The sequence below is a fragment of the Chitinophagales bacterium genome (assembly GCA_040877935.1).
Taxonomy (GTDB): domain Bacteria; phylum Bacteroidota; class Bacteroidia; order Chitinophagales; family CAIOSU01; genus JBBDNB01.
Genome location: JBBDNB010000021.1, coordinates 1 through 22,604, shown reverse-complemented (window position 1 = coordinate 22,604; position 22,604 = coordinate 1). Strand labels below are relative to the sequence as shown.

Genomic DNA, 22,604 nt, shown 5'->3' with positions numbered 1-22,604 from the left:
CCCTAATTATTAAGTTATAGGATAGCGTTTGCTATTTTCATGTTTAATTGATTACTTGAAGGATCAAATGTAGAGGATCATTTATTGATCATTTTGATAAAAATTTTGTTGAACAATTATTATGGATTCTAAATTTTCACCCAGAGTTAAAGAAGTTATTTCCTTTAGTAGAGAAGAAGCACTGCGTTTAGGCCATGAGTATATCGGTGTAGAGCATCTATTGCTTGGGCTTATTCGTGAAGGAGATGGATTGGCTATTAAGGTATTGAAATCTCTGGATGCGGAAATTCCGCTTTTGAGAAAAAACATTGAAGAAACGATTAAAGATAAGATCACTAAAACAACTTATCATTCAGGGACTTTGCCCCTGACCAAACAGGCAGAAAAAGTTTTAAAGATTACAGTATTAGAAGCCAAACGGCACAAGAGCGATACCATAGGTACTGAGCACTTAATGCTGGCCATTTTAAAAAACAATGACAATATTGTCACTAAAATACTTGCAAAATTTAATGTGGATTATACTACATTTAAAGGAGAACTTGACTTTATGAAACACGATATCACAAACGAACTGTCAAATGATCCCGGTGACGAGGATTTTGACGAAGAAAAACGCAGTGCTTTCGGTGGATCATCATCTGCTAAAAAAGGAGCTACAAAATCAAGAACTCCAGTTCTTGATAATTTTGGCAGAGACATTACAAAGCTTGCTGAAGAAGACCGCTTAGATCCAATTGTAGGGCGCGAAATAGAAATTGAACGTGTCTCTCAGATTCTTAGCCGCAGAAAAAAGAACAACCCAATTTTGATTGGTGAACCCGGAGTTGGTAAAACAGCCATAGTTGAAGGACTGGCTCTGAGAATTATCAAAAGACAAGTTTCAAGAGTATTGTTTGGCAAACGCCTTGTTATGCTCGATCTGGCTGCGCTTGTTGCCGGTACTAAATACCGCGGACAGTTTGAAGAGCGCATGAAAGCTATAATGAACGAACTGGAAAAAAACAGGGATGTCATTCTTTTCATTGATGAGATTCACACCATTGTTGGCGCAGGAGGAGCAACAGGCTCTTTAGATGCTTCCAATATTTTCAAACCTGCATTGGCAAGGGGCGAGTTGCAATGCATAGGAGCATCAACCCTTGACGAATACAGGCAACATATTGAAAAGGATGGAGCATTGGACAGAAGGTTTCAAAAAATTATTGTAGATCCACCATCTGCTGAAGAGGCCGTTACAATATTGACCAATATCAGCTCTAAATACGAGGAGTTTCACAATGTGACCTATTCACCTGAATCAATAAAAGCTTGTGTAAGTCTGAGCAATCGCTATATCACAGATCGTTTTTTACCGGACAAGGCCATTGATGTAATGGATGAAGTGGGCGCTCGTGTTCACCTTAAAAATATTTTTGTTCCCAAGAATATTCTCGAACTGGAAAAACAGATTGAAGAAATAAAGCTGGAGAAAGTAAAAGTAGTCAACAGTCAAAAATACGAAGAAGCAGCAAGGCTCCGCGATACAGAAAAGAGATTGCTGGAAGATCTTGATACAGCTAAAGCTCAGTGGGAAGAAGATTCCAAAACAAAAAAATATCCAGTTACTGATGAAGATATTTCAGAGGTAATTGCTATGATGACCGGTGTTCCTGTAAAAAGAGTAGCGCAAAATGAAAGTATAAAACTCTTGAATATGGAGAAAGACCTGCGCGGCTCAGTAGTTGGACAGGATCATGCGCTTACTAAAATCACCAAAGCTATTCAGCGCAATCGCGTAGGGCTAAAAGATCCTAAAAAACCTATTGGTTCATTTATATTTTTAGGTCCTACCGGTGTTGGAAAAACAGAATTGGCACGTGCACTTGCGCGCTACCTTTTCGATACAGAAGATGCTTTGATCAGAATTGACATGAGTGAGTATATGGAGAAATTTTCTGTAAGCCGACTCGTTGGAGCGCCTCCCGGATATATTGGCTATGAAGAAGGTGGTCAGCTTACTGAAAAAGTGAGAAGAAAACCATACTCTGTTATTTTGCTGGATGAAATAGAAAAAGCACATCCCGATATTTTCAATATTTTACTGCAAGTATTGGACGATGGTGTTTTAACAGACGGACTTGGAAGAAAGGTGGATTTCAAAAACTCACTTATTATCATGACTTCCAATATCGGAGCACGCCAATTGAAAGATTTTGGAACCGGAATCGGATTCAGTACCGGAGCGCGTCAGGCCAATGAAGATGAACAGGAAAAAGCGGTAATCGAAAGAGCACTGAAACGTACTTTTGCCCCTGAGTTTCTAAATAGAATTGATGATGTTGTAATCTTTAATTCACTCAAAAAAGAGGATATCATTAAGATTATAGACATTGTAATGGATGATGTTTATGCCCGATTGGACAATCTGGGTTATAATGTGAAGCTGACAAAAGCTGCAAAATCATTTCTCGCGGAAAAAGGTTTTGATCCACAGTTTGGAGCACGACCATTGCACAGAGCTATTCAGAAATATTTGGAAGATCCCCTGGCCGAAGAAATTTTGAATAAAAAAATCAAAGAAGGAGAAGAATTTCATGTTGATCTGGATAGTGATAAAAAGGCTTTGAATATCTCTATAAGAAAACAAAAGGCTTCCTCACAAAAAGAAACTCAGTCTGATACAACAGATAAGAAGTAATTGAAAAGCGGTGTCTATTTATTAACTGACACCGCTTTTTTTTATTTCTTGCGAGAGCTTTTAAGCGATTTATTCATCTTTGTTGACCGGATTATACTTCTCTCAACAGCGTTCTGAATGCCACAAATTTATCTTTAAAAAGTGCTGTATGCTCTTCCTGTAGTGCTTTGGCAAAATCATTTTTGTAAGTGAAATAATCCGTAATGTTTTGCAAATGGTATTGAACGGAATAGGTCACGCCATCCTGTTCATCTTCTTCCATAATTCTGTATAGTTTATGGCCATGGAACAATCCTGTATTTAACATATCTGGGATGTGTTTCTCACGCATAAAAGCCAACCATTTCTGGTGAACATCCCACTCTATTTTGATCGTAATATTATAAACAATCATTTACAGTTGATCTCCTCTTAATTTTCTGAAACGCTTTCTGGCTTCTATAAGAAAAATACTCTCTCTAAATTCCAGAATAATTTTTTGATAGAGTTCCATCGCTTTTTCGGGCTGATTGAGCTGATTCTCGTATAGCCCGGCCAAATTAAATAAAGCATTGTCTAAAAGCAGGTTTGTAGGATCAGACATTTCCAGCATTTTTTCATAAAAATCTTTTGCTTGGGAATAATTCCTACGCGCTTCACTGATCTCTGCTTTTTTGTACAGTATATCATCTTTCAAATTGTGATCGGGATAGAAATAAGTAATGGAATCGAGCAAATCCCATGCTCGGTCGTGTTTTTTCTGATAAGAGAGCAATTCAGCCCTTGCATACAATTCCATAGGATGTGCGGAGGTGTCCAGTCCCATATTGTCCATTATAAAAACACTGAGCTCGATGGCATCATTGGAAATAAGGTCTGAGGTGGCTCCTTTTAAAACGCTCAATTGTGTTTGCGCCCAGCCAAAATCACCGATATAATAACTGAGTTGTGCATTTTTATAGCGTGCCAATTCACCAAGCGGTTCATCGTCCATAGATTTATCTACCTGTGAATAGAGCAGTGTAGCTTCCCATATTTCCTCTTTCATTAGGTAAAAATCACCGAGATCGAGTTTGCATTCTGCTACCAATTTTTTATCGATTTGTGGATTGTTGATCAATTCTTCAAGCATGCTAATGGCACTATTATAATTATCCATGTACAATGCATGTAATTGTGCTTTTTGCCGAAGAGTCTTGGCAGTGTTCCTGTTCAGTCCAAATTCATCGAGAAAAGCATCATAGGCCTGATCGAGTTCAAGCAAATCATTTTCATTGAAATTACCTGTTGTTATTCTCTTTTGGCGAGTTTCCAGCATTTCCTGTTTGGCTGTTAAGTAATAACGGCCTGAACTGCCTTTTTCTAAAACATACTCATAGCAATCAATTGCAGCATCGTATGCTTCTTGTTTACTGGCAGCACGTGCTAAATTAATCATGCGCTGACCATTTTCATTGAGTCTTTTATCGAGTGCACGGGCCTGTATAAATGCTGCTTTAAAATTGTCTGCCTGGGTGAAATACCAAATCAGCAATTCTGTATACACTACAGCAGAGCCACTTTTTTGAATACGTTCAAGTAAGGCTGTTTTTAATGCTTCGGAATATTCCGGAGATTCCAGGTGTGTTAATAATTTGCTTTCTACTATCTCTTTATTGCCGGAATTAAAGCCTAAATAATTCAGATAATGAGGAATTGCCTTTTGAGCCTCCCTATTGTTTTCATATGCTGAAGCAAGTTCCATGCTAAATGAGTGTTCATCATTTCGAAGGGCTCTTGCTTTTTCATATGTTTTAATTACATATTCCCATTCATTGTAGCGAGAAAAAGCATTTGCTATTTGTACAACATGGCTATTATCAGGTTTTAATTCATCAATAGCTTGCTGAAATACCTGGTTGCCTTTTTTTAAATCCCCTTGTTTTTTGTAGAGCATCCCAAGATCAATAATCTGACCGTATCTCTCAGGAAATTTTTTAATTGCCTTTTTTACAATCTTTTCTGCTTTGTCAAATTCTTTGATCTGAATGAGTGCATTAAAAAGGTAATTGTAAAATATAGTGGAGGACTGATCTTCATCATAGAGTTCTTCAAATACTTCAGCTGCCTTTTGAAATTCTCCGTTTTGGTAATATTCAAAAGCAAGGTTTTGCCGATTGTCTTGTTGAGCAAAGGTACTACCTGCAATAAAGCAAATCAGTACTAGGGTAAACAATGTCCGGTAAATAAGGAAGGATATTTTTATTGGTTTTAGCATATTATTTTAAGAGGGCATTCATTTTACAGATTCTGTATAAAGTTAGTTCAATTGATTAAGAAAGCTATAACTATAGCGGATAAACGCGGTGTATAAAAACAATATTGCCCAACTGTACGAGTCGGGCAATGATTGTTTTAAAAGAATGAAATGCTTATGAAAGCCTGAATTTAATGGGGACAACATACTGCACTTTCACGGCCTTTCCCCTTTGTTTGCCCGGTGTCCATTTGGGCATTTTTTTCACATGTTTCAGTGCAGCTTCATTTAAAATTTTATCTGTTCCTTTTGCTATTTGCACACTTGTTACATTCCCCTCTTTATCTATCACAAAGCGAATAAAAACCGATCCTTCAATGTCATTTTCTTTCGCAATTGCAGGATAGGGGATACTCGCAAGGTATTTAAGCAATGCTTGCTCACCACCAGGAAACTGAGGCATATCTTCTACTACTTGAAATATCTCATCTTCATTAACTTCTTCCTCTTCGATTTGCTCTGGCATTTCGATTTCAGTATCTTCCTCAATCTCTATGTCGATCTCAATTTCTTCCTCGATAATTTCTTCATCTTCTACCACTTTAATTTCTGGTGGTGGAGGAGGAGGTGGCGGAGGTGGTTCTCGTTGGGTTTGTGGTGGCTCGATCTCAAATTCATCCAATGCCACTACTTCTCCAAGAGACTTCACTTGCTTTTCATAAGTAGTCCAACTAAAAGCTAAAATCACAAGGCCAAGTGAAAAAATCAATCCTACTCTTAAGAACAGGCCGTGGTATTTGTTGAGGTTAGCCTCTTCATATTTTTTTACAAATACAGACTGACTCTCAGGTTTACCCTGGTTTTCTTTTATTATATCTTCAGTGGATTTGCGGTTAAAAAAGAGCTTAATGATGAATACCATTAAGAAAATAACCGCTATCAAACCTCCCAGAACTGCTAATATCGGTAACATATCAATGTTCGAATTTTATGATAAATGAGCTTAAAGATAAGCATTCCGTTTAAAGATGCGTTGTGAAGCATGAAAATATCACAACTTACTTTATAAAGTTACAATTCTTGACACAGTACTACAAACGCAATAAACCAGTGATAATTATCGAACCCTGGTTTTTCTTTAGATTTTGCGGTAAACGAATGCAAAAATCAATACTCCTACCATACAACCTACAGTATTTGCCAATATATCAAGCAACTCAAAAGATCGGTTTGAAGTAAAGAGATGCTGAATTAATTCCATCAAAAAGCCATAAAGAAAAGCAATTGTCACAGCGTAGTATTTTACCCTATAACTTCTGTAGCTATATACAAACTGCTTGTGCAGTGCAATTTTCAACAAGAAGCATAAAACTGCATATATAGAAATATGCACGATTTTGTCAAATCCTTTGAAACCGGTCTCTGGGATTTCATTGCCAGGTAATATAGCACTGAACAAAATCAACAGCAGCCAAATAATTACCGGGGTGAAATGCCTTAATGAAAAAATCAAAAATAGGGGCTTATGCTTCTACTAAATCCTTGTAGTCGGTCGCACTTAATAACTCATCTAACTCATCGGTATTGGATAACTCTATTTTTATCATCCAGCCTTTATCGTATGGAGATTCGTTTACATCTTCAGGAGTGGCTTCCAAATCCTCGTTAACAGCTACTACTTTTCCGGAAACAGGCATATACAAATCAGATACTGTTTTTACTGCTTCAACTGTGCCAAAAACTTCACCTTGTTCCAGTTCAGTATCTAAAGTTTCAATTTCTACATAAACAATATCACCCAATTCGCGCTGTGCAAAATCAGTGACACCAACAAAAGCCGTGTTGCCTTCAACTCTTACCCATTCGTGTTCTTTGGTGTATTTTAAATTATCCGGAAATTCCATATTGCTTTTTATTTTGCCGCTAAATTACTCGAATTTTTGGTCTATGAAAAATTATTGTGCTAAAGAGAAGCGCAATGTAATACCTGCCTTGGTATTGGTGATTGGATATGAGGCTGAAGTAGCTGGAATAGTACGGTTTCTATCGAAAAACAAACGAATATTGAGTCGCTTATTTATCACATAATCTATTGATGGCGATACCCTGATGGTTTTCATGCCTTGTGTAGGTTGAGAAATATCCTGATCGAGTATATAATTGGTAGTGACATTATCACGAATACTGAATTCAAAATTGAAATTAATGTCATTGTTAAGAGAACGCTTCTTGCCGCCAATCTTAAATGGTAGTGTCAGGCCTTTCATACGATAGCCAAAGCTAAAGCTGAACTCTGTAGTATTTGTTTCGCTAAGGCGATAGTCTATCATGCTCATACTCAGACTGCGCGATTTTTTATAATCGAAGCGTGTGGTAATATCATTGGCCCAGGTAATATCTATTCCAATTAGAGGAGAAAATTGTTCGCTTATAACCACCTGCGCAATGGCCAATTGAGGATTGTAGTTGTTAGATAGCGTATCGATAACAGATGGAGATAAATAACCGTCCCCTTCATAATTAAGGTCTGAAATATAACCGCTTAGAGTGAAATTGGAGTTATAACCGTGTGTAATGTTTACATTCTTAAAAATGTTTTCAAAAAGTTTCATTCTGCCCAGTCCATTGTATGTGACCCGCCAATTGGGCAGTGGAGTTTGTTTAAAAGGATTGAGTTTAACTTCTTCTGTATTCTTGCCGGTATAAGCTGCTATGAATGCCGGAATTATTACATCCTGCGAATAGGGGCCATAACCTTCTTTGTAGCCCTGCGAAGATACAGTGTCGTTCACAGGAACGTATTCTCCAGTTGAGTAGGGGTTTTCGTCTCCTATTCTTTGAGATACAGGCCTGCGGTAATTTTCCAGATTTTCAAACAACTCCTCGCTGCTTTTAAACATTGTACCAATAGCCATGTAAGTAATATTGTAGCTTCCTGAGGTCATTGGGTTTAGGTGCTCATAAGGCCCTCCTTCAAATTGTCGCTTGAAATATTCCGAGAAATTTTCAGATTCGGTTTTAGATAGAGTCAGGTCAACTCTAAAATCCCGGAATGGCTCCAGGGTTGCTTTTATATTTAGGTTTTTAGATATGCTTTGTGTGTATTGATAATTCAAATTTGTGTCAGGAGTAATCCAGCCATCAGAAGCAGCTTCATCCAGCCACTGTTGATTAGGTTGGTAACCAAATATAAAATCGGCTCCCGGTTTATCGAATCCTGCATCTTGTCCCAGAAAACGCGTTTTTGGCAAATAACCCGGCAATGTAGTGGAGCGATTGTCCGAATAATTTACTGATACTCTTTTAAGGGCAATTAATGGCCGTATAAATGGGCTTGCATAGGGGCTTTCAACGGGTGTTATACGTTTTTTGTCTTTGCGCAATTTTTTTACTCTTTGTTTTTGAGTGCGCTTTTGTTTTTTCAAATCTTTTATTTTGCTTTTTTTATCCTCTTCATCTGAGCGTTTCATTTCTTTTATTTCTTCCTTGGTATCACTTATTTCATCTTTGGTTTTTTCAATGTCTTTATCAATACGATCTTTTCTTCTGTCATTGGCCTCTCTTTTCTTATCTCTTTGGTCGGCTGTTTCGTTGGTACGTCTACTTGAATTATAGGGTTTAAGTACATTCCATTTATTGTAGAGATTTTTAAAATTTAGATCTCCGTTAATCTGTACGTTTTGTGTATTGGAGATTGTATTCCCAAATGGGTTTTCAACTATTTGCCCGTTGACATCGCGCACAAGTCGGCCCGCCACCCATGTGTAACTTGTGTTATATGATGCTCGAATTTGCGTCCAATCCAGCATAGGTATTTTATCAATAGGTGCAGTATAGCTCAAATTGGTAGAGTGGGTATAATTGGTAGTTCTTCCAAAACGGTAAATATTACTCCATACAGAATCCTTTTTCACTTCAGCATCATCTCCATCAAATGCTCCGGGAGGTTCATCTATTCGTGCATTATTGGCGGCAGTAAAATCAAAACTAAGGGACTGGAAAGGATTGTATTTTATGCCATAAAAACGGTCCCAGGTAAAGTATTTGTCAAATGTAGGGTCAATAGCTATTTCTTCACCACCTATTTTTCGCAGCTGTGTTCTGCCAAATTGCCTGTTGAAATCTGTGCTAAAACTCAGGTTTGAAGGGAAGAAATTGACGTTTACATCTTTTATAATATCGAGCCATTTACTCCTGGATTTGATGAGTTTTTTGAATGGATACAGGTACTTGGTCTGTGGGGAGTGATTGTAACCGAGCGAACCCCGGTATCTTTTGATCACATCGCTTTCTGTCAATGGGTCGCTGCGTTGTGTGATGGTATATGCATAAGTAAAATTCAGGTTTTCAGGATCGTAAAAGCGGGGTTGGGCTTCTTTTTCTTCAGGCCCCATATAGCGCACATTGGTAAAATTGAAACTCTTTATTGTGATAATGTCCTGTGTTGTTCTTTTGTAGTCTCGTGCTTCATCATTACCTAAGAGGTTTAGTTTGTCGCTAAGCTTTATATCTAAATCATATGGATCGTATTCAGGAGTTGAGAATGACTGGGATATACTGGCATAAAAAGGTAATCTTAGGTTTAATTTTTTAGGCAATAGCTTGCCGAGTTCAAGATTTGTGGCAAAGTCATATTGCCAGAAATTATCCCTAAATCGCTCCTGAACCTGCTGCTCAAGCTGTCCATATCCAATGGTATGCATATTGGCGGCCACAACGATATTACCCAGATCAGCCAATTGTGTTTCAGCACGTCCCATTGCAGCCCAACCCCCTCCATCTTCAAAACCTTCAAGTCTCAACTCATTAAACCAAACTTCCACACATTTTGTAAGCCCATCATCGCCTGTTTCTCCTGTTGCTTTAGGGTTTCTGATACCGAGCATTATGCTGCGTACTTTTCCAATATCAGGATTTCCAACTATACTGATATTATTTCCTTTTGAATCGGTAATGGTATAGGGAGATGTGGTATTGACTGTATTCAAATTTCGAATTTGCTTGACCAGCACCAGGCTGTCAAGATTTATATTTAACTCATTGTTATCTGGCCAAATGAGGTCTGCATCTTGATCACTCACCCCATAATCTGTTACTTCAAGCGGGATTTCATATTCGTAATAATTGCTTTTAAAATCCCGCCCAATTCTTATAAAAGCGGTGAGATCACCATCTTGCAATTCGGGTTCACCAACAAGTGACTCGGCATGCACAAACATTTTGAGCCGCTCATAAACCCTAATATCAAGATTCACATTTTTAAATACAGCACGTGAATCTCCATCCTGTAGATCACAGATACGAACCGATAGCGATTGCTCATTAAGTAAGGCGGCAGTATTTTGTGTTGCAATATTTTGCTCTCTCTGAATGCCTTCGGGTAATACATATGGAATTGGATCGCGTTCAGAATTTTCCTCAATATTTACAGCAGAAACATTGAAAAGTGTTTCGTCAAATACATCATCCGGTACATATTCTCCCGGCTCGAGCAATGAATTCAAATACCTTCTCCACTGATTTCTTACCAATTCCAAACGTGCAAAGCGCATTACTACCGGTTCATTGAAATCGGTCATAAACATTCTTATAAATCGAATAGAACGAAAGTCCTGTATTGTTCCTACTTTTTTATCGTATTCATTAATGGGGATTTTAAACTGGTACCAGGTAACTGTTTCCGTATTTCCATTGGCCAACCGCACAGTTGCTTCTGTAGTATTGGTAATATAGGAATCTCCCACTTCCATTCCGGGAAATATGGGAACGCGATACTGAAAATAACTTTCAGTTTCATTCAATGTATTGTCACGATTCAGGTCTTCAGAATCGGGCAAATTGGTTTGGGCTGAGGCAAAATCACCACCCTGGGAAACAGGAGAGTTGCCATGTGGGTTATTAAAATCTTTATAACGATCAATAATAGGCACTTCTTGGTCATCAAAATTATCATCTCTATAGTAGCGATAATTGTCACTTGAAGGATCATCCTGTAATTGTTGAAAGGCATCTGCATTCAGTACATTTTGTACATCATTCAAAAAATCTGAATAATGCTCCCTTTCATCACCATCATTTAAGCCATCATAACCAACATCCTGATAGGCACGTGCATCGGGGTCATTATCAAAGGCATTTACAATAGGCTGTGTTCGTGGCACTCGGCCCCAAACCGTTTCGTCCATTCTGGAAGGATCGGAAGGATCTGTAAGTCCGTTTTCATAAAAGTAGCGATTATCTTTGAGCGCATCTTCTGAAATATTTCCAAGGTTGAAATAGAGATCCCCTCTATTTCTGTTTAGGGAGTCATATATAAAAGGATCCAATACCCAAAATTCAATGAATTCAATATTGGATTGTTCAAAATTGCTGTTGTCGATATTGCGCATTACGCCAGCCCAACGAGTACTTGGATCTTTTAATTTGCCATCCGGAGCCACTCCTCTGGAAACTCCCGGGGCTCCATTTGCTGTACTTTCAAAATTATAAGGGCCTCTTTCCTCGGGATAATAAGCCATATCAAGTGTTACAAGATTGGAATTGAAACCCTGGGTAGGGTTTGTAAATTGTGGAAAAACTTCCGTTTGCAACACTTCTCGCACATAATGATTGGATTGTAGGTCGGAATTGTCTCGGATATAATCCGGTGTGCTTACATTGTTTCTTAGGAAAAGCGGGTCAATATTGTACCAGGCTAATTTTGCGCGATTGTAATTGTATTCAAGCTCTCCTGTTCTTGAAGCTTCGGGAAAAAGCTCATTGCCTCCCGGCCCTGTTGCACCTTCAGGTGTACTCGCCAACTTCCAGTTGTTGGCCGGGAATTTCAGGTCATAGGCACTTCTAACACCTTCAAAATCATCAACATAAACGGTTCCTTCATCACCTATCGCTTTGGAGTGTCCGGGTTTGAGGCGCGCCATTTCACCGGCAAGCGTAAAAGTTGAAGTTTGTGTGGTTTCATAAAAAGGCAATTTATCAACAAGCCAGGTCAGAAATTCTGATTCTGTATTGTAGTTAAAGTCAAAGCCGATGATTGAATTGGAAATTGGGTCGTCACCTACATTTACTTTTTGCGTGAAGGGTCTTTCTTTCATATGCATGAATGTGCTACCGAAGGAGAGCTTTTCATTCACCCGATAATCCAAACGATTGCCAAAAAGACTTTTTTGTTGAAATCCGAAAAGCGCATTGTTTTCGAACTGTACATTTACCGGTGCTCCTGAATTGAGAATTCCTTCATTTAGAATTTTCACTCTTCCGAGTTGATAATCTACATCATAATCCTGCCCTTCTACTAATTGCCTGCCACCGGCAGTAACAGTAACCGACCCCTCAGGAATATTAAAGGCTCCCAGTGAAATTTCTGAAGACACACTGGATTTATAAGTTCCCGAAATCACATAGCGATTAAATTCAGGGAATTGTTGGGCTATAATTTTGGTAGAATCATACAATAAATCATAAACGTAGTTATTCGCCAGGTCTTCTTCGCCCGAAGCAAAGGCATCTCTTAAATTGTCGCCAAAAGGTTCAAGCACAGGAAAAATGATCCGTCCATTTTGCGGGTTGATGGTAACGCCCGGATAATAATCAAAAATACCATCGGGCTGCGGGTCAAGCTGATTGTTGAGATTGTCTAAGTTTAATACGCCTATAAGTGGTTTGCCCTGTAGGCTACCTTCAGGGATATATCTTTTTTCACCTCCTCCGGGATCTTGATAAAGGACATTGAGTTTAAAATCTTCCGAATTGATCTGAAAAGCCCCAATGGAGTATATGTTTTTCATCATCAAATCCCACATGGGCTGTGTGGGCGCAACAGTAGTGCTTTTCAATAGTTTTAAAAATAATATCTTATTTGGAGAAATCGAATCTTGTGGCAAATCCTGTCCAAACTCACCTACTCGGTGTACTTCTCCATTAAAAGTATATTCATAAGCTACGGCCAAAACATCATTTGGATTGAGTTGTTGATTGAGTGAAATATAACCCAGTTGGGGATTAAAAGAATACTCAGATTGAGTAAGTTTCCTGGCATAAGTTTTTTCAAAATCCAAAGAGTTTTCCAAACCAAAAGCTGGAGAGGATAAAACTCTAACCGAGTTGTCAATTGACCTGGTTGCAGGATCGGCATTTAGCTTGCTGTACAAATCATTTGCATAGTTGTCTGCCTTATCGGCTCCGGCTCTAACATTTATCACATCGGGACGCGCAATTCTTTCCGGTTCTCCAAGATCTTGAAATGCAACTACATCCCGCACCCCGTTTTGTGTAACTCCTCTGCTGTTTGTTACCCATACTTCTACCCGTGTTACATTGTAAAGGGAATTAATGTTGGGTAAACTGGATAAAGCCTGATTGTAACTGTCGCGAAATTCCTGCGCAAGGAAAAAGTGCCGGTTTTCATCGTAATCATCAGCAAAAACTTCATATTCCTGAATTTGTGCACCATCCTGTATACTGAGGTTTTGCGACTGGGATTTTTGCTGAGAATATACCGTACTGATGGTCAATCGGCCAAATTGAAGTTGGGTTCTCACGCCAAAAAGGCTTTGAGGGCCATTGATGAGCGAGGTAGGTAGCGGGAAGCTTACATTTCCGGCCTCTATCTTCTTAATGATATCATCTTCTTCGCCTTCGTAGTTCAGGTTTATTTGATTGTCGAAATCAAAAGTAGCTTCAGTATTGTAGCTCAGATTGAGTTTTAGCTTATCACCGATTTTTCCAACCACATTCATATTGATGTTCATGTCGAAATCAAAACCGCCCTGCTTGCGCTGTCTTTCTGTGAGTGTTGGATTGTCAATTTTTTGGACATTCCCGCCAAAGGTAATGTCAACATTTCCAGAGGGTTTGATGTCAATTTTTGTACCCCCGAACAATCGATCAAAAAAGCTGTTATCAACATAGAGTTCAGGTACAACTCCCTCTTTTTCGACAAGGTTAATGGCTTCTGAGCGTTCTTTCCAGTAATCCTGTTGAGCTCTTTGACTTTCATACCTGCGGTATTCCTCAAAGGTCATGTAACTTGGGGGGCGTACATTTTGCCCATTGATGGTTTCAGTAAGAATGTAGCGGTCGGTTTCGGGGTCGTACTCTACATTTTTCTCAATAATAGAAGGATCATCAACTGCCAGTGTATTTCTATCTTGATCACTCATGAAATCTCCATCACGATCTTGCATGGGGTATTGCAGTTCGGGGGGTGGTGTTTCTTCTTCCTGATTTTGTTCTTGCTGTTGTTGTGTGGTGTCTTGTTGCAGGTAGTTCATTACCGGCCATAATATACCGGCCGGCTCACGAGCATGAGTAGCCGTTAGTAAAAACAGAAAATAAACAATCCATTTAGCCTTTAATATGTTGCTATCGCTCCCTGACACTAAATACCCAAATTACAATGATTTAAGGGCCTGCTTAACTATCGATTCAAGTTCTTGAGGCTCCTGGCTTCTTCCCATTACCTGATCTATGGTTTTCTCAGCCTGACTTCTGTTTATTCCCAATGCGATCAGGGCACTTAACGCCTCACTTCTCAATGTATTGCCTGAGCTACCGGAAACTTTTATGCCCGTTTCAAGCTTGCCCAATTTGTCTTTCAGCTCGAGTATGATCCTTTGAGCTGTTTTAGGACCAATGCCCTTGATTTTTTTGATAAAAGCTACATCTGAGCTGGCTATGGCCTGAATCAACTCCTCTGGTTGAGAGGATGACAATGCTAAAATAGCAGTGCTTGGCCCTACTCCTGAAATGCTGATAAGTTGGATGAACAGTTCACGTTCGCTTTCCTGTGAAAAACCATAGAGTGCCTGCGAATTTTCTGTCACATGGAAATAGGTAAATAAGGTGCCCTCTTTTTCAACCTGAATAGAAGTGTAGGTATTTAAGCTAATATTGAGGTAATACCCAACTCCATTGCAATCTACAATAACATGAGCAGGACTTTTCTGCGCATATTTCCCCCTTAAAAATGCAAACATAAACCAAAAATTTTCTCAAAAGTATATCATTAATCCGACAAGTGAGGTAGACTTATTCACAGATATTAAAAAGAGTGTGTTGTTTTTTGATAATAACCTGAGCTCTTAAATAATTATCGAGCTCAGGTTAAGCTTTAGCAAGGTTTAAAGTGCATTGTGTCAACTAAAAAGATAGATATATTAAAAATAACTGGTATAAACCCTTAATCACAACTCAACCTTAAGCCCATCATAAGCCAAAAAAATGTTTTCTGGTAAAGTCTTTTGAATATCTGCATGTTTGCCCATTTGATGACTGATGTGGGTGAAATATGCTTTTTCGGGTGAAAATTCATTGACCAGTTCCACCGCTTGATCCAGATTGAAATGCGAGAGGTGCTTTTCTTTTCTCAGCGCATTCAGCACCAGGGTCTTTGTGCCTTTTATTTTTTCCTTCTCTTCATCGGAAATATAATTGGCATCGGTGATGTATGTGAAATCGCCAATTCTGAAACCGTAAACTTCCATTTTATGGTGCAAAACCAAAATGGGTTGCCAAACAGTATCAAAAACTTTAAAGGGTTTGTTTTCAATAATATTCAGATCCACCTTTGGAACACCGGGATAGGGATTGGGCTCAAAAATATATTCAAACTGCCTTTTTAGGATTTTCAGTGTTTTTTCGTTCAGGTAAAGCGGCATGTCTGCTTTTTGCAGAAAATTGTACGAACGAATATCATCCAGCCCGGCTGTGTGATCGCGGTGGGAATGCGTGAAAACGATTGCATCTAAATAGCGCGCATCCTCGCGCATCATCTGTTCCCTGAAATCGGGACCACTATCCACCACTACTCTTTTCTTATCCCATTCCAGCATAATAGATGTTCGCAGGCGCTTGTCCTTAGGATTATCCGATCGGCAAACCTCACATTGGCAGCCCAATAGTGGCACTCCTCCTGATGTTCCAGAACCTAAAAATGTAAGTCTCAAAATAATTTTGTTTTTCCCAAACTGATTTTATCCAAAAATTCTTTTTGTGCCTGGTCTAAATTGGCACGATCCAATTGCACATTTTGTAAAATTTCTACCAAACAATTGATTTTTGCTTCCGTGTCGTAATATTTATTGATAACGATCACACGCTTACTTTCCAAAATACAATAGCCAGCATTAAAATTTCCCTTTTCGTAGCGAATGATGAAATCGCTGGACTCAAATACCGATTCCAATTTCTTTTGTGTCTTTGTGTTATATTTGAGCATCATCTAAAAGGGCAGTTTTGCCGATGTCTGATCAAAATTACAGTTATTATGTTAAAAAGCTTCTCCATTTTATTTTGCCTGATTTTTTGTTTTAATATTTCAAATGCACAGGAAGAATCAACAGAAAGCACACCGCAAATCAAAGAAAAAGAATCCATTTTTCAACCAATAATTATTGCGGGGTTCAATGCCGCACAGGTAGAAGGCGATGATATAAAAGGATATCGTAAGCTCGGAGCCAATGTGGGCGGTGGAGTTTTAATATATCTGCCCAAGGATTTTTCACTGGGTTTTGAAATTTTGTACTCTATGAAAGGCGCCCGCTCCTCCACCAATCAAGCTGTGAATTTTGGCGATATTAAAATTGACATGGATTATATTGATGTACCTATTTTTGCAAATTACACCATTGAAGACAGGTTAATCCTGGGTGCTGGCTTTATAGTAAACACGCTGGTCAGGTACAGGGAGCGGGTCAATGAAATCCCTCAGAATTATGAAGCCAATCCGCTCGCACTTGAAATTATGGCCAATGCCACTTTTAAATTTACCGATTGGTTTGGCATCAATGCTCGCATCTCTTATTCCCTTACAAATGTAAACAAAGGGAACGTACAGTTGATATCGGGAAGAAGTGTTAGAAAACGCAGCCACAATGTGCTTTCGCTTAGGGCCATTTTCTTTATCTGAAAAATCATTTTAAAATGAAAAAGCTAAAAACCGGAATTTTTGTTTTGCTGGTACTGTCTCTTTTTTTGCAATGCAAAAAAGACAATAAAAATGATGATGATGAAAACAAGGACAAAACCGATCCTTCAAAAATTGAAAACACACTGGGGTTTTCCCTGCTCAGCAAAATAAAAGGCATCTGGAACGGCCCGGTCACTTCATCCACAGCGCTGGGCAGCTATCCGGAGTGGATTATAGATTTCAGGCCGGTAGCTGAAAACCAAATTTCCTCCATGAATGAGCTGGACACTGCCAATAATATCCATATGAGTTTCTTCACGGCAAAATACAATGGCGAATACCGACTTTGCTTCAGGAATGGAGGAATGTTTGCCGGAATGACCCGTGTATCCTATTTCCTGGCAGACAGTGTTTCAGAAACTTCGGCTCAAGCTTATTATCGACTTTCAGAAATTGTTAAAGGCAGCAGCAGGGCATATACAGAAGTAGTGTTTCGCAGCGATAGTTTGATCATCCGTTCTTTCACCAACAAATACAATACACTGAACAAAGCGGAATTGCACATGACCTGGCGTGCCAAACTACAGGACAGAACTTCTTCCCAACCTGCTGTGGACCACTTTGGTTTTCCGCAAAAAACACTCGCCAAAGATTTTTCCAATGACTTTGAAGACATTCAGGAAGCCATTTTTTATTCCATCAGTGGTGGCGATCCTTATCCCGAAAGCGAACAACCCTACCTGGGAAATACAAACATCACATACAGCTTCGCTTCCAATTATACGCCCGACCCCAACAACAAGGTTTTTTTGGTGATTACCACAGAGCCTTTGATAAATGGTTTTACATTTGCTTTTAACAACATGAAATTCCGTTCGCGCTATGTTGTGCTTTCAGCCAGCGATCAGGACTTCACATTCACTTCAATGCATCCGGGCACTTATTATCTCTACGCCATTTACGATGCAGATGGCAACAATACTTTCAGCAGTGGCGATTGGGTGAGCAGTTCTAACGCTTCTTTTACACTGAATGAAAAGAGCAGCGTATCGGCCTCCACTGAAATCAATTTCACCATTCCATAAAATAACCAGAAAGCTTCAAAATTGATGCAATAATTGTATATTTGGTTAAATCTGAAAAGATTTTTCCTAACAATTTAAAACCCAGTAAATTATGAATTGCCTTAAAGAAATCAAGATTTTTACATTGGCAGCATTGCTTGTCAGCTTTTTGTTTGTTGCACCCTTGAGTTCCTGCAACAACAGTGGAGGTAACGGCCAGGAAACCGAACAAAAGGAGGAGCACCCTGAAAAAGATGACAGCGAAAAAGCCGAACACCCCAATGATCAAGAAGGGGAAGAGCATCCTAATGGAGAAGAAAGCGAGCACCCGGAAGGAGAGGGCGAGGATGAGCATCCCAAGTAATCTTATTGAAAATTTATGAATGAAAACACTGTGTTGATTAAATATTGGCACAGTGTTTTTTTCAGACTTCCCCCTACAAAACAGCTTTTCTTTTGAATGAAAAAGTTGTTTTGGCCGCAGCCGGGACATCGCCTATTTCCAGTACGGGATAGGCAAAAAAGTTGATCGGGCCAGAAGCGAGGGGTATTTCAGGTTCAATGTCCCTGCCGCTGCTCAACTCAATACGGTTGGCCGGATGCCTGCCAAAATAATAGGTGGCAAGTGCTGTGTATTTATTGCCTTCACTGATATCCACCGGCCACCATTTTCCTTCTGCATAAAATTCGGCCCAGCAATGGTATCCGTCAATTCCGCCTTCATTCCTTTCGGATGGAATGGCAGCACCTATGGAAAAGCGTGCCGGGATTTCGGCAGATCTTGCCAGTGAAATAAAGAAAGAATGAAATTCTGTACAATTTCCACTCTTTGAATCACAGGCGTGGGCAGCGTCTCCGGTGCCATATTCGCCAACTTTCCGATAGTGCATATTGTCAATGATATAATCGTACAGTGCCCTGGCTTTCATCAGATCGCTGTCGTCTCTCTTATCGCCTATGGCTTCTGCTGCAATGGCTTTAAATCGATTGTTTACCGGTAAAAGCGAAGTGGAATCTAAGTATTTTTCAGAGGGTTTTTCAGCAGCATAGGGCGCTTTCTCTTTTCTTTCAACTTCATAAACCAACTTCACGGTTTTGCCACTGTGTTCCGGTTCCAGTTCCAAATATAAAATTGAATTGGCGTATTCATCATCTGAAATAATCTTGTGTTCGGCAGGGGCCTGAATAGAAACCAACTCAATTTTTTGAAAGCTGTCGCTCTTTGCAATTGGAAGCCATAACTTAGCTGACTTGTCAATTTCGGGCAATTCAGCCTCATAATAGAATTCAAATTTATCGGTGCCTTCCACTACGCCCAGCAGGTCGTTTGAAGCCTCTTCAACGGCAACCCTGTGCCAGGTTTTGTCTTTGCGCTGCTTCCAGGTATAAAAAGGTTTTCCATTGAGTTTGTGCACTGTGGTTTGGGTCACTTCCATTGCCCCCGGATCTCCTTCCATAAAAAAATCCACATCATAAACATCACCACTTACATCAGCAAGGTCCACACAGGCAAAATGACGGTTTGGCCCCAGGTTTGATAAATATTCGGTGTGTACACGCACCAATTTTAAGCGCAGCTCCTGGTCTTCCGTATTGATATGAAAATAGCCGTCCCCTTCTTTTGTTTTTGCCTCAATCCAGTTTTTAATGCCCGCTTCGATATCTGCAATATCTACTTTGGCAGTTTTTTCTTTTTCTGTGCTTTGCTTTTCTTCTTTATTCCCATTACCTGATTGACAGGCAGTCAGGATCAGTATAATTGCTGTAATAATTTGAAGCTTTAACATGTATAATCTGATTTTTTCTATTCAACAGAATCAGTAAAGTTAGACAACTAATTGTGTAGTCTGCTTATAATCATTTTAAAAACACTTACCAATAGAGAGTCTAGCGCAGGTAAAAAACGTGAGCAAGACCCAGTATATATGTAGAATATAGAGACATTAGGATATGAGCATAAAAATCTTTGTTAATACAAAACTTCTCTTCCATATAATAAAAGCTGTAGGATTACCGAGTTCAATGTACTTTTATTGCTCCAGTGGTGTAACCCTCATTATTCATTTGAAAAGTAATTGCATAATTTGACGAATAAAAATCAGTAACGTATCGTAAAATTGAGAAAACCAAAGTGGTGATTTTCATTGTCAGGGTTTGACTGAAATATAATTACACCGTTGGAGCTAAACAAGACTGCATGTCTTTTTGTATATTTATCAGCAGAAATAATGGATAGTTCCATCTAATTTATAATTTTAAGCGTGGCTAAGACAAAAGCAGAAAAAATAAAAAGTGATGCGCTCTTTGAAAAAGAGTTTTTCCCGCATATTGATGCCTTGTACAATTTTGCATTTCACCTTACCTATAATGAGGACGATGCAAATGACCTGGTACAGGAAACCTATTTAAAAGCATACCGCTTTTCGCATTCCTATGATGAAGGCACCAATGCCAAAGCCTGGCTTTTCAAGATTTTGAAAAATGCCTTTATCAATGAATACCGAAAAAAATCCAAACGCCCAACTCGTGTAGATTACGAGGATATTATCCACTATCACGATAAGGAAGATGATAAAAAAGGCAGCGACAGCCAAGATATGCGCCAGGATTACTTCCAGGATATGTTGGGCGATGAAGTTACCCGCGCCATTAATGTGCTGCCGGTAGATTTCAAAACTGTCATTCTGCTTTGCGATATAGAGGGCTTTACCTACGAAGAAATAGCCAAAATTATAGACATCCCGATTGGAACCGTTCGTTCCCGCTTGCACCGAGCCCGAAATATGCTTAAAGATCATCTTATGGAGTATGCCAAAAAAATGGGTTTCAAGACGGATTAAGCACAATAAAAAAACAAAATATTTTTTTGTTACATTCATGCTGTTCACCGATCTTTTTGCTTATGTTCCGCTTCTGTTTGCTTCCTGCACTTTTACTTTCTGGAATTTCCCTAAATTTTATTCATGCTCAAACTCCTTGTGACCGTGCCAATGCAAGAACCGTTTTGGATGCTAATAACGCGCGGGTAAATTTATCCCACCTCAGTTACTTCTGGACTAAAATAGACACTCAGTTTGGAGATCCAGACAATTTTGAAATGAGCGCTGGTTATGAAATACCCAAATTACCTGAGGGCAGTGGAAACGATGTGCATTCAATTTTTAGCGGAGGATTTTGGATAGGTGCTTTGGACAAAGATGATTCCATTCGCCTATCAAGAACCATATACGAATATGAAATTGAAAACTTTTGGGCAGGCCCTTTGAATTCAAATGGAAAAACCGACCTAAGTATTTGCAATGCTTATGACAAATACTGGGAAACCAGTGATACGGAAGTTCAGAAGCAGATAAATAATTACAGGTTTTCCAATTATCAAGACATTCCATTGGCCAATATTCCCGAATCGGTTTTGAAATGGCCCGCAAGAGGAAATCCTTATGCAAAAGGAAAGAATGGGCAAAGCATAACAATTAATGAAGAATTGGCTCCTTTTGTGGATGTGGACAGCAATGGCGTTTATAATCCTGTAAAAGGTGATTTTCCGGATATACGGGGCGACCAACATATTTTTTGGGTGTTCAACGACAAGGGAGATACCAGCCATCCTTTTTTTGACCACAATCCACTTGGTATTGAAATACATGCCAATGCTTATGCATATAGCAGCAACAATACAGCCATTGACAATGCTACCTATTATTCCTTCAAATTTTTGGCAAAAGACACTATTGAGCTAAGGGAAATGAACATCGGTATTTTTGTGGATATCGACTTGGGTTGCTTTAATAATGATTTTGTAGGCTGTGATACCTCAAGGGATATGGGTATAGGCTACAATGGAACTGCAACAGACCCTGACTGTGCTTCTAAGGGTTATGGGGCAAATCCACCTATTACTGGAATAAAAATTTTAAAAGGACCTAAAGACAATAATGGGGATAGAATGGGTATGTCTGTTTTTAAGTATTATAATGGTGATTTTTCAGTAATGGGAACACCATCTTCTAAAGAAGACCTTTACAATTACATACGTGGGTTTTGGAAAGACAATACCACTCAAACAATTGGTGGAAACGGATATGGAGGCAATGTTCCTACTAACTTTATGTTTTCGGGCAACCCTGCAAACCCCAATGAATGGTCGGAATGTTCGGAAAATAACACCCCTGCTGATAGGCGCTTTATAATGTCCGTTGGTCCTATGGATTTCATGCCGGGCGAAGTGAAAACAATGGACATTGCAGTGGTATGGACACGTCCCGATAGCTTTCACTGTGGTGATTTTAATTCCACTATTGGGGCTGCTGCCGATCAGGTACAGGCATTCTGCGATTCCGTAATAGATGTACCAAAAGAAGTCCCAGTCGTGTCTTCCATAAATGAAAATATGAAGGGCGACCCATTCTCCGTTTTTCCCAATCCTTTTGATCAAAACATTAGGGTTCAGGTAAACAAGCCTATTGAAAATGCGCATTTGACCCTTTTGGATATTTCGGGTAAATCATTGAAAAGCCATACATTTTCAAATCTTGATACTCAGATTGAAATTCAAACAAGTGAGATTCCACCCTGTATTTATTTCTTGAATTTGTTTGAAAATGGAAAATCAGTTGGAGTAAAAAAGCTGATAAAAACAGAACCTTAAAAAACAAGTGTTTTTTCAATAAAACCAGTAATAACAATATTTAGTGTTTGGTCGAGACCTCCAATCACTATACTATCATTGAATTTCTG

The 22,604-nt window shown here is 39.1% G+C and carries 16 protein-coding genes; 6 read left to right on the top strand and 10 right to left on the bottom strand.

All coding sequences use genetic code 11. The features are described 5' to 3' along the window. Positions 1-121 precede the first annotated feature (121 nt). The gene (locus tag WD048_05025; GenBank protein MEX0811559.1) at positions 122-2,680 is read left to right on the top strand and encodes an ATP-dependent Clp protease ATP-binding subunit; all 2,559 of its coding nucleotides are present in this window, start codon (positions 122-124) and stop codon (positions 2,678-2,680) included. A gap of 91 nt (positions 2,681-2,771) precedes the next feature. Here WD048_05025 and WD048_05020 read toward each other — a convergent pair whose 3' ends face one another. From WD048_05020 to WD048_04980, 9 genes are all read right to left on the bottom strand, one after another. Continuing rightward, positions 2,772-3,074 (bottom strand): DUF4286 family protein, encoded by a 303-nt coding sequence (locus WD048_05020; protein MEX0811558.1) that lies wholly within the window; start codon positions 3,072-3,074, stop codon positions 2,772-2,774. Then, positions 3,075-4,916: a tetratricopeptide repeat protein gene (locus WD048_05015; GenBank protein MEX0811557.1), complete on the bottom strand. Its 1,842-nt coding sequence runs from the start codon at positions 4,914-4,916 to the stop codon at positions 3,075-3,077. It abuts the gene before it with no gap. Between the two features lie 154 nt (positions 4,917-5,070). Further along, positions 5,071-5,868, bottom strand: a complete 798-nt coding sequence (locus WD048_05010; protein ID MEX0811556.1) for a TonB family protein — start codon at positions 5,866-5,868, stop codon at positions 5,071-5,073. Positions 5,869-6,033: 165 nt separating this feature from the next. After that, entirely contained in the window at positions 6,034-6,408 is a 375-nt protein-coding gene (locus tag WD048_05005) for a VanZ family protein (GenBank protein ID MEX0811555.1), read from the bottom strand. A gap of 10 nt (positions 6,409-6,418) precedes the next feature. Beyond that, on the bottom strand, positions 6,419-6,799 hold the full coding sequence (gcvH, locus tag WD048_05000) for a glycine cleavage system protein GcvH (protein MEX0811554.1): 381 nt from the start codon (positions 6,797-6,799) through the stop codon (positions 6,419-6,421). A gap of 51 nt (positions 6,800-6,850) precedes the next feature. Beyond that, positions 6,851-14,167, bottom strand: a complete 7,317-nt coding sequence (gene sprA, locus WD048_04995) for a cell surface protein SprA (GenBank protein ID MEX0811553.1) — start codon at positions 14,165-14,167, stop codon at positions 6,851-6,853. Between the two features lie 120 nt (positions 14,168-14,287). Then, on the bottom strand, positions 14,288-14,872 hold the full coding sequence (ruvA, locus tag WD048_04990; GenBank protein ID MEX0811552.1) for a Holliday junction branch migration protein RuvA: 585 nt from the start codon (positions 14,870-14,872) through the stop codon (positions 14,288-14,290). Positions 14,873-15,079: 207 nt separating this feature from the next. Next, positions 15,080-15,841 (bottom strand): MBL fold metallo-hydrolase, encoded by a 762-nt coding sequence (locus WD048_04985; GenBank protein ID MEX0811551.1) that lies wholly within the window; start codon positions 15,839-15,841, stop codon positions 15,080-15,082. Further along, positions 15,838-16,116 (bottom strand): hypothetical protein, encoded by a 279-nt coding sequence (locus WD048_04980; protein MEX0811550.1) that lies wholly within the window; start codon positions 16,114-16,116, stop codon positions 15,838-15,840. Before WD048_04980 ends, WD048_04985 begins: the two co-directional genes overlap by 4 nt. 45 nt (positions 16,117-16,161) lie before the next feature. Between WD048_04980 and WD048_04975 the strand changes: the two genes are divergently transcribed. The 3 genes from WD048_04975 to WD048_04965 all read left to right on the top strand — a co-directional run bounded on the left by WD048_04975 (position 16,162) and on the right by WD048_04965 (position 18,231). Next, complete coding sequence (locus tag WD048_04975) at positions 16,162-16,803, top strand: outer membrane beta-barrel protein (GenBank protein MEX0811549.1); 642 nt, start codon at positions 16,162-16,164, stop codon at positions 16,801-16,803. 14 nt (positions 16,804-16,817) lie between these two features. Continuing rightward, positions 16,818-17,888 (top strand): hypothetical protein, encoded by a 1,071-nt coding sequence (locus WD048_04970; protein ID MEX0811548.1) that lies wholly within the window; start codon positions 16,818-16,820, stop codon positions 17,886-17,888. A 91-nt stretch (positions 17,889-17,979) separates the two neighbouring features. After that, positions 17,980-18,231, top strand: coding sequence for a hypothetical protein (locus WD048_04965; protein MEX0811547.1), 252 nt, complete (start codon positions 17,980-17,982; stop codon positions 18,229-18,231). A gap of 73 nt (positions 18,232-18,304) precedes the next feature. Here WD048_04965 and WD048_04960 read toward each other — a convergent pair whose 3' ends face one another. Further along, the gene (locus WD048_04960; GenBank protein ID MEX0811546.1) at positions 18,305-19,654 is read right to left on the bottom strand and encodes a transglutaminase domain-containing protein; all 1,350 of its coding nucleotides are present in this window, start codon (positions 19,652-19,654) and stop codon (positions 18,305-18,307) included. A gap of 474 nt (positions 19,655-20,128) precedes the next feature. On the opposite strand from WD048_04960, the gene WD048_04955 reads away from it, so the two are divergent. Both WD048_04955 and WD048_04950 read left to right on the top strand, forming a co-directional pair. Further along, the gene (locus WD048_04955) at positions 20,129-20,707 is read left to right on the top strand and encodes a sigma-70 family RNA polymerase sigma factor (GenBank protein ID MEX0811545.1); all 579 of its coding nucleotides are present in this window, start codon (positions 20,129-20,131) and stop codon (positions 20,705-20,707) included. Between the two features lie 62 nt (positions 20,708-20,769). Further along, positions 20,770-22,515, top strand: coding sequence for a T9SS type A sorting domain-containing protein (locus WD048_04950; protein ID MEX0811544.1), 1,746 nt, complete (start codon positions 20,770-20,772; stop codon positions 22,513-22,515). The last annotated feature ends 89 nt before the right edge of the window (positions 22,516-22,604 follow it).

Excerpts from the sequence above, each read along its gene's own strand:
- sprA (MEX0811553.1), bottom strand. The coding sequence starts at position 14,167 with ATGAACTACCTGCAACAAGACACCACACAACAACAGCAAGAACAAAAT.
- WD048_05025 (MEX0811559.1), top strand. The coding sequence starts at position 122 with ATGGATTCTAAATTTTCACCCAGAGTTAAAGAAGTTATTTCCTTTAGT.
- WD048_04980 (MEX0811550.1), bottom strand. The coding sequence starts at position 16,116 with ATGATGCTCAAATATAACACAAAGACACAAAAGAAATTGGAATCGGTA.
- gcvH (MEX0811554.1), bottom strand. The coding sequence starts at position 6,799 with ATGGAATTTCCGGATAATTTAAAATACACCAAAGAACACGAATGGGTA.
- WD048_05010 (MEX0811556.1), bottom strand. The coding sequence starts at position 5,868 with ATGTTACCGATATTAGCAGTTCTGGGAGGTTTGATAGCGGTTATTTTC.
- WD048_04975 (MEX0811549.1), top strand. The coding sequence starts at position 16,162 with ATGTTAAAAAGCTTCTCCATTTTATTTTGCCTGATTTTTTGTTTTAAT.
- WD048_04950 (MEX0811544.1), top strand. The coding sequence starts at position 20,770 with ATGTTCCGCTTCTGTTTGCTTCCTGCACTTTTACTTTCTGGAATTTCC.
- WD048_04965 (MEX0811547.1), top strand. The coding sequence starts at position 17,980 with ATGAATTGCCTTAAAGAAATCAAGATTTTTACATTGGCAGCATTGCTT.
- WD048_05015 (MEX0811557.1), bottom strand. The coding sequence starts at position 4,916 with ATGCTAAAACCAATAAAAATATCCTTCCTTATTTACCGGACATTGTTT.
- ruvA (MEX0811552.1), bottom strand. The coding sequence starts at position 14,872 with ATGTTTGCATTTTTAAGGGGGAAATATGCGCAGAAAAGTCCTGCTCAT.
- WD048_04970 (MEX0811548.1), top strand. The coding sequence starts at position 16,818 with ATGAAAAAGCTAAAAACCGGAATTTTTGTTTTGCTGGTACTGTCTCTT.
- WD048_05020 (MEX0811558.1), bottom strand. The coding sequence starts at position 3,074 with ATGATTGTTTATAATATTACGATCAAAATAGAGTGGGATGTTCACCAG.
- WD048_04960 (MEX0811546.1), bottom strand. The coding sequence starts at position 19,654 with ATGTTAAAGCTTCAAATTATTACAGCAATTATACTGATCCTGACTGCC.